13 protein-coding genes and 1 pseudogene are annotated in these 11,500 nt (G+C 42.6%); 10 read left to right on the top strand and 4 right to left on the bottom strand.

Annotated elements, in window-relative coordinates; all coding sequences use genetic code 11:
- Nucleotides 1-411 precede the first annotated feature (411 nt).
- The 4 genes from PGW94_RS03730 to PGW94_RS03745 all read left to right on the top strand — a co-directional run bounded on the left by PGW94_RS03730 (nt 412) and on the right by PGW94_RS03745 (nt 2,230).
- Nucleotides 412-576 carry a hypothetical protein gene (locus PGW94_RS03730; protein ID WP_271758775.1) on the top strand — a complete coding sequence of 55 codons (165 nt, stop codon included), beginning with the start codon at nt 412-414 and terminating at the stop codon, nt 574-576.
- Nucleotides 577-708: 132 nt separating this feature from the next.
- Nucleotides 709-1,248, top strand: a complete 540-nt coding sequence (locus PGW94_RS03735; protein ID WP_271758780.1) for a hypothetical protein — start codon at nt 709-711, stop codon at nt 1,246-1,248.
- Nucleotides 1,249-1,347: 99 nt separating this feature from the next.
- Nucleotides 1,348-1,893, top strand: a complete 546-nt coding sequence (locus PGW94_RS03740; RefSeq protein ID WP_271758782.1) for a hypothetical protein — start codon at nt 1,348-1,350, stop codon at nt 1,891-1,893.
- A 190-nt stretch (nt 1,894-2,083) separates the two neighbouring features.
- Entirely contained in the window at nt 2,084-2,230 is a 147-nt protein-coding gene (locus tag PGW94_RS03745; RefSeq protein ID WP_271758784.1) for a hypothetical protein, read from the top strand.
- A gap of 51 nt (nt 2,231-2,281) precedes the next feature.
- Here PGW94_RS03745 and PGW94_RS03750 read toward each other — a convergent pair whose 3' ends face one another.
- The 3 genes from PGW94_RS03750 to PGW94_RS03760 form a co-directional block, all read right to left on the bottom strand.
- The gene (locus PGW94_RS03750; protein ID WP_271758786.1) at nt 2,282-2,749 is read right to left on the bottom strand and encodes a hypothetical protein; all 468 of its coding nucleotides are present in this window, start codon (nt 2,747-2,749) and stop codon (nt 2,282-2,284) included.
- A gap of 116 nt (nt 2,750-2,865) precedes the next feature.
- On the bottom strand, nt 2,866-3,678 hold the full coding sequence (locus PGW94_RS03755) for a uracil-DNA glycosylase family protein (RefSeq protein ID WP_271758788.1): 813 nt from the start codon (nt 3,676-3,678) through the stop codon (nt 2,866-2,868).
- Nucleotides 3,679-3,783: 105 nt separating this feature from the next.
- A complete protein-coding gene (locus PGW94_RS03760; protein ID WP_271758789.1) occupies nt 3,784-4,407 on the bottom strand; it encodes a peptide deformylase in 624 nt (207 codons plus the stop codon).
- A gap of 84 nt (nt 4,408-4,491) precedes the next feature.
- Here PGW94_RS03760 and PGW94_RS03765 point away from each other — a divergent pair, with 84 nt between their 5' ends.
- The 3 genes and pseudogenes from PGW94_RS03765 to PGW94_RS03775 all read left to right on the top strand — a co-directional run.
- Complete coding sequence (locus tag PGW94_RS03765; protein WP_271758791.1) at nt 4,492-5,196, top strand: lysophospholipid acyltransferase family protein; 705 nt, start codon at nt 4,492-4,494, stop codon at nt 5,194-5,196.
- 99 nt (nt 5,197-5,295) lie between these two features.
- The gene (gene rpsT / locus PGW94_RS03770) at nt 5,296-5,586 is read left to right on the top strand and encodes a 30S ribosomal protein S20 (protein ID WP_271758793.1); all 291 of its coding nucleotides are present in this window, start codon (nt 5,296-5,298) and stop codon (nt 5,584-5,586) included.
- A gap of 364 nt (nt 5,587-5,950) precedes the next feature.
- Nucleotides 5,951-6,814: pseudogene (locus PGW94_RS03775) on the top strand (lipid II flippase MurJ); the annotation flags it as partial.
- A gap of 9 nt (nt 6,815-6,823) precedes the next feature.
- Here PGW94_RS03775 and lgt read toward each other — a convergent pair.
- The gene (gene lgt, locus PGW94_RS03780) at nt 6,824-7,675 is read right to left on the bottom strand and encodes a prolipoprotein diacylglyceryl transferase (RefSeq protein WP_271758795.1); all 852 of its coding nucleotides are present in this window, start codon (nt 7,673-7,675) and stop codon (nt 6,824-6,826) included.
- A gap of 129 nt (nt 7,676-7,804) precedes the next feature.
- Here lgt and murJ point away from each other — a divergent pair, with 129 nt between their 5' ends.
- The 3 genes from murJ to PGW94_RS03795 form a co-directional block, all read left to right on the top strand.
- Entirely contained in the window at nt 7,805-9,286 is a 1,482-nt protein-coding gene (gene murJ / locus PGW94_RS03785) for a murein biosynthesis integral membrane protein MurJ (RefSeq protein WP_271758802.1), read from the top strand.
- 134 nt (nt 9,287-9,420) lie between these two features.
- Nucleotides 9,421-10,329, top strand: a complete 909-nt coding sequence (locus PGW94_RS03790) for a hypothetical protein (RefSeq protein WP_271758797.1) — start codon at nt 9,421-9,423, stop codon at nt 10,327-10,329.
- A gap of 428 nt (nt 10,330-10,757) precedes the next feature.
- A partial coding sequence (locus PGW94_RS03795; RefSeq protein WP_271758800.1) for a hypothetical protein occupies nt 10,758-11,500 on the top strand: 743 nt, incomplete at its 3' end.

Raw genomic sequence — 11,500 nt, forward strand, 5'->3', positions numbered from 1 at the left:
AGATATACGGAAGCCACACATAGGAAAAGCGTTATTATGGCCTTTATTACGAGTTTCATTGCCTACCACTGCATACTCAGCACATATTATATGTAATATAAATAAGTCCGGATAGTTATTTCATCACCCTATACAGCGTTCTACTTGTGCTGGGTGCAACACGTGCCACCCCTATGGGGTACAACGAAAATATTCTAAGCTTTATACGAAGACTTCCTGTTTTAAATTTCGCCGACACATCTCAGACATTGTTACTTTAAGGAATGTGTGGATAAGTATTTCTTTAGGGTTTTCCTATAGAAGACCGAACCCCTGATTGAAAGAGTCAATGTTCAGCTATGGCAAAGACAACATGATAATGCACACACCCGTAATTTGCTCCTTTTGGAGTGGTGCCCTAGGTGTGCAGTTTTGCTGAGTAATGTTCTGATGAGCATTCTGACTCTGAGCGATATTTTGAGGCTCGGTATGCCTAACATTGTTAGTTGTGTAGCAAAAATTTCTAACTACGTGCACAAGGCTGACATAAACGCGAACAATGTGGATTTGGCTTTAATTTTTGAACGCCCATTGTGACAAATCGGCTCTACAGTGTCGCATTAAAGAATTTTCATATGGGCCTGATTCTCCCGTTCTTAGGGCCTATGTGTCATCAAAGTATTTTATCGATCAGGCGCATCTAGAAAGCAAATTTTGATGAGGAATGAGATGATATACTTTGACAATGATCTGTGGTCCGAGTTCAAGCAAAACGGAGGAATATATCTGCATGGTACCGGAAGTGTACTCGAAGACATAGAAATGAGGAACGGAAGCCTGACTGATATGGAGTGTTTAGTAAATTATCTTGCTCCCGCGTATTTCAAAGGGAACCAGAATGAAATAGATTTCTTTGTTGAGCCCGGAATAGCACGGTACTACTGTAGCCTGATAGAAGTGTGTCCTGAGGAGTGTAAAAATATAATCCTAGAGGGTAAGTTTGTGTTCGAATCTGAAGGAACTATAAGGTTGCTAGACATGAAGTATTCGGAACACAAATACGATGAAGAGGGAAATAGAGACCCTGACAATGGGTACAGTTTTGGTATAGGAGATACCCAGGGCCGGTTGGTGCTGAATGATGTAGTAGTGTTTCCCGCTCTTGAAGAGAACAACGGGATCGTAGATGTGATACTTTTTATGCCCGATAGACTGGTCCCACAAAGTATTAAACAGGAATACAAAACTAAACCTCAATGGCCACAGTAGCCTAAGAACAGTATTGTGCATAAGTGGATTCAGGTATGGAGAATCTACTTTTGTTCCCACATGCCTATTCAATTAGTTTTTGTGCGCAAATGCGCGTGTTTGACAGTAGGAGAAGATAAAATGGTGTATTTAGACTTTGATTTTGACAAATTGGAAGGAGATTCGTACTTAGGGTGCGCTTATCTTCACATAAATCCTGAGCTAGCTGAAAATTGTAAAGATGTGTTTGTGTCTAGTGAGGGACGTGCAGACGGACATACAGTAGATTGCTTTACAGTTATGGAGTTTTTCCCAGATGACTACGGCATGACGCACTTTAGAGGATCAGGAAAAAGTGCTGTAACAGAAGACCAGGAGCTGGAGCATGAAATATCAGTTTCAGGATATATGCAATATATAGGCCATAATACAGCCATGCTGGACGTAGTAGAGTACTTTGAAAGACCCATAACAGGAGACGATGATGCAGGAGCCGACTTTGAGAGCAAGATTGTCATCAATAAGGAAGTCTATGGAGAAATAGGGTTTATAGATAAAAGAACCATAATGTTCCAAAACGATTTCATGGAAATGGTGATGAGAACTCCAAAGGAAGTTAAGAACATATTTAAATATGAAATTCTCAGTGTTCCAGAAGCTCTTTAATATAAATTCCAAGACGGCAAGTGGAGACAGTAAGGGTAGTACGGCCTAATTCAGCCCACGAGGAGACGACTAGGGGAAACAACGTGTAATGGGTGATTGGGATTAGTTAGTGACACTGCCTACAGAAAATCCCGTCAAAGTAACACCGCGGCTTGGCATTTACCATATGTTTTAACTAGAGGGTACATATATGCTGTATGATATCGACTATTCCAGCCCATACTACGATAGCTTAAATTTTCAACTTTTTTACGACGTAGAAAACTATCCCTCTATCACTACGGAAGTAATGATAGCTCTATTCATAGAGCACAAACAGGAGATAGAGGAAGCGTAACACATACCAGTCTGGGAACGGCATTTAACACATACCGTTCCCGTCGCTGGACTAAACTATTTCGATATAGAAGTCATTTTTATCATCGTAAACGCGGACAACATTGTCATCCGATTCCACAACTACGACGTCATTGACATGAATGACATTATACACAGGTGAAACGTCTTCGTTTATGCATGCACATTCGTATACTCCAGAGAAAAGCACATCGCCATCAACGTTCTTGCGGAAAGATCCGTTAATTTCTGTGTGTACAGCGTGATTTTCATCAGCATTCCACACTTCTGAGCCTGTAGAATTTATCAAATACACATCTTCAATGATGGGATCCTGTTGAAAGGTCACACCAGCAAGTACAGAAGTACAACAACACGGAGTTTCCGCCGACTCACCCAACGCAATAAGCATGTTGTGAGGTTCTTCGCTATTAAGGCTAAGATCTAACATAAAAACCCTATATATTATATGCGGAACTATAACAAGGTTTATACCCACATTCAAAGCAAATATTCTCATATACCGCTACTATCCAGGGATATATCCTGCAATTATCATATGTAACTCTACAATACATAGCAACATATATGATTTTCCATAGAGTCAGGAATATTTATCCTAAGCACTCATAGTATTCAGCATAGGTTCTCTAGTGTGTCAAGGTGGCGCTTGAGCATTTTTAGATCTTCCCAAGCAAGTCGTTTTTGCATAGGCTGCCGCAGCAAATATGCGGGGTGGAAGATCGCCATCGATGTTATGCTGTTGGATAAAAAGCTATTGCTGTATTCGTAAAATTTGCCTCTTATTCGCGAGATGCTGTCTTGCGTTTTTAGCAATGAGTAACAGGCAGTTCCGCCTACCATAACTAAGACAAGCGGATTTATGAGAGATATGTGCTTCTCCACGAAAGGCCTGCACACTTCTAGTTCAAAATCTGTAGGTCGCCTGTTTCCCGGTGGACGCCAAAACACTGTGTTGCTTATATAAATTTTTGTTCTGTCTAGCCCAATAGCTGCGAGCATTTTGTCCAATAACAAACCGCTTGCCCCACAAAAAGGTATACCCTTCTTATCTTCGTTGTTGCCCGGAGCCTCTCCTATGAACATTAATTTTGCTGCGGGATTTCCATCAGAGAAAACTGTATTTGTGGCAGTGTTTTTTATCTCACAACCTTCGAAGTAGCTTACAACTCGTCTGAGCTCTTCCAAAGAAGTGCAGGCCGAGGCAAGTTCATGTGCTTGTGCTACCCAATCTAGAGCGTATTGCACTTTATGTTGTCGCGCAGCATCTGCACGAGCAGAGGACTTAGGCGCGATCTGTGTATGGTAATCTTCTTCATGTAATTCATCACGAAGTGTGCAAGAAATGCCACTGTCGGAACAGTATTTAAGTACTTCTGAAATAGATTCAGAGCTTACGTGCTCAGTGCAATCTGTTGCGCGCGACATAAAACGTCTAGATTTTCAATACTAACCCGAATTCTACTACATGCTAGAAACGAAAGAAATAAAATTACTGGAAAAGGATATTAGTGCTGATATGCGGCACTGTGGCTAGGCTCCCCTACTTACAGCACTTTTACGGTACTGAGCTAAGACCAAATCGCGCTTTAACTTAGACAAACGATTAATAAAAACAATGCCATTAAGATGGTCAAGCTCATGCTGAATGCATCGCGATAGCAGACCTTTTGCACGCATTGTACACTTGTTTAAATCCTTATCAAGATAGCTCAATACTACGAGTTCTGGCCTGGAGACCATCTCGCTCTGGCCGGGTATTGATAAGCATCCCTCCTCCATTAAAACGCAGCGCCCGGAGGTCTCTACTATTTCAGGATTTATCACGACAGTGGGGCCGCAATGATCTTCGTAGTCACGCGATACGTCGTTGGCACTATCCCCAGTATTCTCCGCTGCTTTGCGATATTTCTCAAGCACTGAGGTACGCTCCGACTTGGATGAAGAATTTGATAAAACCGCATCTGTGTCCATCACGAATATGCGTTTCATAACGCCTATCTGCACTCCAGCCAAACCGATACCGCTTGCTTCGTACATTGTGTCAAACATGTCACGCACCAAGTCACTGAGGCCAGAAAAATCACAATCTCCCATCTCCTCGGAACGCTGGGACAGCCTAGGATCGGGCAGAACAACTAACGGACGCAGTGACATATAACATAACCGGGAAAAACACCTTTACGAAGCTTCTATGTAACGCTACCCTAGAAAGGAAAAAAAACTGCTAAGGACCACGCCATGCTATTCTATGTAGCCTCGGCTCTGTTTTCAATATTTTATTCCCTGCTCATGCTGCCTATCTTGGTGTGCATGCCCTTCTCAGTGAAAAATGTCGCAACCGCGTTTGCGGGCAGATGTCTGTTGTTTTTCTCTAAGGTATTCGATGGCGTCACATACGAAGTTATAGGGAAAGAGAACGTCCCCGAAGGTCCCTGTGTTATTGCGGCAGAACATAAATCACCATTTGAAACGCTCATACTCTATGTAGAGTTTAGGAACAGCATCTACGTGATGAAAAAGGAACTCAGAACATTCCCACTGTTAAATTTGTGGTGGATGATGATAGGCACGGTGTTTATAGACAGAAAAAGTGGCATTTCTGCAATGCGTAAACTTCTTAGAGAATGCGATGCGCATGTTAAGAAAGGTAGAAAGGTGCTGATGTTTCCGGAGGGCACCAGGGTTTCTGGTAAAGATGCGGAAGCGCGTGAGTATGCCAGCGGAGTGGCGGCGATATATCAGAAGCTTGAGATTCCGGTTGTGCCCATTGTCCTAAACACAGATGAATACTGGCCAAGGAATACAGTGTCCTTCAGCAAGAAGAAGGGAAAAGCATTGCTGAAAGTTATGCCTCCAATAGAGCAGGGTCTGAGCAAAGTTGAGTTCATGCAATCATTCAAAGAACGCATCCTAGAGGGGAAAAAGTCTCTTGGATTTAAGTAAAGAGATTAGCTTTGTTCATGTCCCGGGTACAACATGCTTGCATTCGTTGTAAGTTATATGTAGAGTCAAACAGGGATAATATGTGGAGATTAGCGCGCGATGCCAAATCATGCGAGTGCGAAGAAGATGGTGCGAGTCATAGCCAGACGTACTATTTCTAATAAGGTACGTAAAAGCAGGGTTAGAAACTCGATCAAAGGATTTATGGCGATACTGGAAAACGGCGGCCCGATAGACGAAGCGGTGGCTGCTTTTAGAAAAGCTGAATCAAACATTCACAAGTGTGTTAACAAGGGAGTATTTCATAGGAATACTGCTGCCCGCAAGGTGAAAATGCTAGCTAGAAGGCTAAAGGATTTTGATATAAAAAGGGCGCAGGAAGGAGCTTAAGTGTAGGTTGCTGTCTGATTTTCAGTCAACCGTCCCTTAGCGAGTATTCTTTGTCTCTTGGTGTTACAGAACATGTGACCAGGACATCATTTATGTAGGTGTCTGGAACAAAAATGACTGCACATCTGTCCAAAAAAAGCCCTTGTTGCAGTTGGGGTGTACAACACTCTGCAGGTGGTATGTACTTAGTATCGTGCTTCAACTTAATTACCAATGTACCGCTCCACGGGATTATGGTAGCGCATACTGCATGTTAAGACTAGCATAATTTTACAAAAAACCCTTTTTTATGAGGGTTTAATATGCTGAATGATGCACGTGGAAGTATTTCCTCGCTTAGAAGTTTAGTTTCTTCGGCTTAACAGTAGACCTATCGAGGATAATGCTAGGGTACTTACTATTTATCTCATTAGGTTCAGTGATAGGATCAATACTGCAAGCGCACAACTGCTTTTATGTGACTGCGATATCACCTATAGTACTAAACCTGTGCATAATAATAAGTGCTATAGTGCCGCATTATGGATTACCTGTGTACTATTTTTCCATAGCAGTATCGACTGCAGGGGTACTACAGTTTATATTCTCAATTTTTGTAGCAGCACGTAAAAAGCTAAGCATAAAACTAGCACCAATAAAGTTTGATGATGCAGATAAGAAAGCATTTGCTAAGAGATCAGGAATGTCAATCCTAAGTGGATGTATGACGCAGATCAGCATATGGATAAATACAGTTTTTGCTAGTTTTGTTCCTGGGGCAGTATCGTACTTCTACTATGCTGATAGGGTAACACAGTTACCACAGGCCTTGATCGGTGTTTCTATGAGCACTGTCTTACTTCCTGCCATTGCTAGGCTTGCCAGAATGGGGCAAACTCGTGAGATGATAAACATGCAAAACCGTGCGCTAGATTTGGGAGTAACTCTGGTAATGCCCGCGGTTGTTATTCTCACTACTGTTCCTAATTTTGTATTGCTAGCTCTGTTAAACTACGGACAGTTTGACTATCTTGCTATAACTAATACTTCTCCTGTACTTACGGTGTTATCGATAGCGCTACCTTCGTTCGTAATGAGCAGAATTCTACTGTTGTTCTTTTATACTACTGGTGAATTTGCTATACCAGCATTTGCGGCACTGATTTCACTGTTTATAAACATCATCTTTGACAACTTTATAATGAAATACTACGGCCACGTGGGGGTAGCCATCGGATCAACACTATAGACCTTTTCCCTAATCCGAGGCCTGAACGTGCTGGCTCTTACGCTTGTACTTCCTAGATAGCATTACGAATAGTAATACTGATATTACCACCATGACTGCTGATAGGATCTGACCCATTGTGATTCCAAATCGTGTCACTATAGTCTCTAAGTAGGCATCAGGCTCCCTGAACAGCTCTGCTATACACCTCGCAATTCCGTAGCAAATGCAGAATAGGCAAGCTAGCTTGCCTGGCTGCTTTTTTAGGTTTGTAAAGTGAAAAAGTGTGTTTATAAGTACGAAGGGTATAAATCCTTCTAATATTGCTTCGTAAACCTGCGATGGGTGCCTAGGAAGTAGAGAATTGCTGTTAGGAAATATCACGCCCCAGCACACATTTGTGATTTTCCCGTATAGTTCGCGGTTTACAAGATTCGCTATACGCCCCAAGAACACTCCTACTGGAATTGTACAGGCACATAGGTCCAATAGAGCAGGTATAGGAGTGCCACTCTTTTTGCACGATAGTGCTATTAGTAATAGAGCACCCAAAAACGCTCCATGAAAGGACATGCCACCATGCCATATCTGCAATATTTCTGCCGGATGATTAAGATAGAACTCTGGATTGTAGAGCAATACATATCCAAGTCTTCCTCCAATAATAATTCCCGCAACGCCTGCAGATGTTACGGATTCTAGGGATTCTTTTCTTAAGTCTAGGTATTTGCCCACATGTCCTATGTAGAAGTAAGAAAACAATACCCCCACAACGTACGCCAGGGCGTACCACCGCACCTGGAATATCAAGAAATTGAACGCTACAGGATCCACGTCACGCAGCCACTCTATAACCAATTTGGCGTTCAAACAAATTGACATATATGGGTACTACCTATAAGCTTAAGGGTTAGAGTTGTGTTAATTTCAAATGCAACAAAGGCTACTGTATTGTAGTTTTTGCAGTCAAGTCAACTTTATATGCTAAGAAAAATATTTGAATTTGGCTTCATGACCCTGTTATCTCGGATACTGGGGCTAGTGAGAGACACCTTGGTTGCATACGTGTTGGGTGCCCAAGGCTTAGCAGACGTGTTCTTAGCGGCATTTAGGTTGCCCAATCTTTTCAGGAATTATTTTGCAGAAGGATCTTTAAGTGTAAGCTTCGTCCCGTTGTACGCCAAGAAGCTGTCAAATCCCAAAGAAGCAAGTGAATTTGCAAATCACATATTTTCCGTACTGTTCGTAGTTTTATCATCGTTGTGTATCATACTATTCATATTTTTGCCCAAAATATTGGCGGTGTTCACGCCGGGGTTCCTTGGTAGCCACTACAAGTTCAGCTTAACAGTAGACCTATCGAGGATAATGCTAGGGTACTTACTATTTATCTCATTAGGTTCAGTGATAGGATCAATACTGCAAGCGCACAACTGCTTTTATGTGACTGCGATATCACCTATAGTACTAAACCTGTGCATAATAATAAGTGCTATAGTGCCGCATTATGGATTACCTGTGTACTATTTTTCCATAGCAGTATCGACTGCAGGGGTACTACAGTTTATATTCTCAATTTTTGTAGCAGCACGTAAAAAGCTAAGCATAAAACTAGCACCAATAAAGTTTGATGATGCAGATAAGAAAGCATTTGCTAAGAGATCAGGAATGTCAATCCTAAGTGGATGTATGACGCAGATCAGCATATGGATAAATACAGTTTTTGCTAGTTTTGTTCCTGGGGCAGTATCGTACTTCTACTATGCTGATAGGGTAACACAGTTACCACAGGCCTTGATCGGTGTTTCTATGAGCACTGTCTTACTTCCTGCCATTGCTAGGCTTGCCAGAATGGGGCAAACTCGTGAGATGATAAACATGCAAAACCGTGCGCTAGATTTGGGAGTAACTCTGGTAATGCCCGCGGTTGTTATTCTCACTACTGTTCCTAATTTTGTATTGCTAGCTCTGTTAAACTACGGACAGTTTGACTATCTTGCTATAACTAATACTTCTCCTGTACTTACGGTGTTATCGATAGCGCTACCTTCGTTCGTAATGAGCAGAATTCTACTGTTGTTCTTTTATACTACTGGTGAATTTGCTATACCAGCATTTGCGGCACTGATTTCACTGTTTATAAACATCATCTTTGACAACTTTATAATGAAATACTACGGCCACGTGGGAGTAGCCATTGGTTCAACACTTGCATCGTGGATTAATGTCATCTTGTTGATGACGTATTTAAGAAGGCGTGGGTTATACCACGTTGATGACGCCCTTCTCATGAAGCTTGCACATGTGTTCGTATCGTCAGCAGTAATGGTGGTTGTACTGTGCGCCATGAAGGTTGTTGTTGAGCCTTTCTTCTTCCAGAAGCCGCTAATGCGGATATTGTCTCTTGTAGGAGTGATCGCTTCGGGGCTGCTGGCGTATTTCTACACATTACTGGTTGTGTTTGGTCAAAAGGTTACCCTAACTGAAACGTGAGGGTAAATGTAGGTGTGCAATTCTGTATAGAAAACGATATCACGTTACCTGTGGTGGGATATCTGTACGGAAATTATTATTTTTTTAACAAAGATTGTGCACAATGCTCTTACTCAACCTACGCAAGTGTGAACGTGATAATATGCGCTGAAATTAATAGGAATAACTCTGTCATATCGTTCTCAGATGAGGGGTGTGTAGAGGATTTCAAAAGAAAATTCACGACACTGGACGCCAATACCGTGTCCAGGGCCATATTCCCATACGATGTTTCAATCAAGTACGGTACAGGAAATCGCGTTGAACTCCTGCCAAGTAGGGAGTTCACCTATAACAGCGTAGCCAATGTTGTAAACCACATGGTTTATTACGGGTTTTGCTTCAAGGATGGTGTACTCTCTGACGTGCTAAAGCAAGCGTGCAAGCTCAAGGTGGAGGGTCTGGTGATACTAACGTCTGCTGGTGTTCCTACATATGCTGCTGGCGTTGACCAAGACAAAATACTGCTATCACCTATTGAGGACAAGTACTTGGATTTTGACGGGAGCTCTAGCAAGAAGTTGGAGGATCTCCTGCGTAGAGAGAGTTCCATGTGTGATGTTATAGTCGATCGTAGAAATCGTACCATTAATGCAGTAACCAATGGAAATGTTAGTGATGCATTAGAAGCTGTCATCAAAATAATGGTCACGGTTGGTGCAATAGAGGAAAGAGATAGAAGGTCTTTCCTGAAAACATTGCAAGAATTGGCATTTGTGGATTTTACCAATAGCGAGCTTAGAATTGTGCAAAATATTGCCAATTGTCCAAACGCTCATCCACTCAGTAAGTACAAGGTAGTGGCCAAGTCTATAGAAAGCATACTCAGTCACCTAAAAAGCAACACCATAGACCGTGATGTAGCTGTGATGTTAGAGAAGGCTCTTGAGGGCAAGGATGAATTTTCCACGGCTCCGCCGGTGCTTATGAAGAGCTTCAACAAACTAAACAAAAACTTCAATATGCAGTTGAGAGACATAATTGGTGGCGCGCATCATCAATAGCGGCAACTAGTGCATGTCGGAAATGTACACTGCAAAATTTTAAAGGGTGCCCACTTCCAAGAATTGGTGTAGGTAGGAGCTTTACCTCATAACAGGGCACACCCGTACAAATGGTTTAAATCAAATCCCATAAGTAAATGTTGTATGCCTTAATGCTAAATGCTAAAATCCGGGCGTGTGTAGTGATGCTTGTACTGCAGGAAGTGTACACAAATTAGAGCGAGTGAGTACAGTGGCTTAGTTGGCGCGCTTTCGCGCAAGGCTTACGCTGGATGGTGCAGGATGTCGTTAAGGATTTTAAAATGGTTAGCGGGTAGTGAAGTCATGTGTCCAGGTGGGTTGGCGTAATGAATTGACACGTCAGTCGTGCCGGTGGTATTCTGAGGACACGTGTGGTGTGCGCGCAAGTAATGTGGGAGGTGGTGCTTATGTATAATCTAAGTATAGAAGTTGATAATCAGAATGTTAGTAGTGGAAACGTTGAAGTGGAAGGCACTGACTTTTACGGGTGTGGATGCCGAGCAAATGGTCAATGTGCTGAGGTACTAGGATACTGGGAAAATGATGTGTTGACAGTGCTGCTATCAGATGAAGGATGTGGCTCCAGTGCGGGTCAGATTTTGAATGAAGGTGGAATATACGACTTTGAAGAAGTAGGAAGTGGTAGCCTCAATGGTACCAACAGCTTTGGGGTATCGGGGAATGAAGTTCAGGCATATGCAGCGTACCTTCTGCACGAGGGAGATGACGTAACCATTAGTGATAGGCAAAGCATTAATGCAACCGTGAGATTTGTCCCTGTGGTTGAGGAAATAGTTCCAGAAGATCAAGGAACTGATTTAGTGGCAGCGGAAGAAGAGGGACTTCCAAAGGATGGTGCAGAACAAGAGGAGGTATCTGCAGTACAGGGGCCTGGTTTAGAGCCTGAGGAAGAGGCAGAAGCAAAGGTCCAAGTAGGTGCTGATCGCGGTGATGAAGACGACGATGCTGCTGTGGATGGCGAAAACGTTGACGTTAGTCAAGTTGGGCAACCTGAAGTATCAGGTCCGGGAGCTGAGGAAGTACTAGAAGTCCCAGCAGGTAGAGACTCTGTGGATGCGGAAGATAAAGGAGATAGAGCTGACCAAGAACAGCTAGGGTTGGTGTCCCAAGATGAAAGTCTAGGTAACAG

It is taken from the genome of Candidatus Anaplasma sp. TIGMIC, assembly GCF_028204095.1.
Lineage (GTDB): Bacteria > Pseudomonadota > Alphaproteobacteria > Rickettsiales > Anaplasmataceae > Anaplasma.

Bases quoted from the DNA above. Each gene is read 5' to 3' on its own strand.
- PGW94_RS03735 (WP_271758780.1), top strand. From the start codon at position 709: ATGATATACTTTGACAATGATCTGTGGTCCGAGTTCAAGCAAAACGGA.
- PGW94_RS03745 (WP_271758784.1), top strand. From the start codon at position 2,084: ATGCTGTATGATATCGACTATTCCAGCCCATACTACGATAGCTTAAAT.
- PGW94_RS03750 (WP_271758786.1), bottom strand. From the start codon at position 2,749: ATGAGAATATTTGCTTTGAATGTGGGTATAAACCTTGTTATAGTTCCG.
- PGW94_RS03755 (WP_271758788.1), bottom strand. From the start codon at position 3,678: ATGTCGCGCGCAACAGATTGCACTGAGCACGTAAGCTCTGAATCTATT.
- PGW94_RS03760 (WP_271758789.1), bottom strand. From the start codon at position 4,407: ATGTCACTGCGTCCGTTAGTTGTTCTGCCCGATCCTAGGCTGTCCCAG.
- PGW94_RS03765 (WP_271758791.1), top strand. From the start codon at position 4,492: ATGCTATTCTATGTAGCCTCGGCTCTGTTTTCAATATTTTATTCCCTG.
- rpsT (WP_271758793.1), top strand. From the start codon at position 5,296: ATGCCAAATCATGCGAGTGCGAAGAAGATGGTGCGAGTCATAGCCAGA.
- lgt (WP_271758795.1), bottom strand. From the start codon at position 7,675: ATGTCAATTTGTTTGAACGCCAAATTGGTTATAGAGTGGCTGCGTGAC.
- murJ (WP_271758802.1), top strand. From the start codon at position 7,805: ATGACCCTGTTATCTCGGATACTGGGGCTAGTGAGAGACACCTTGGTT.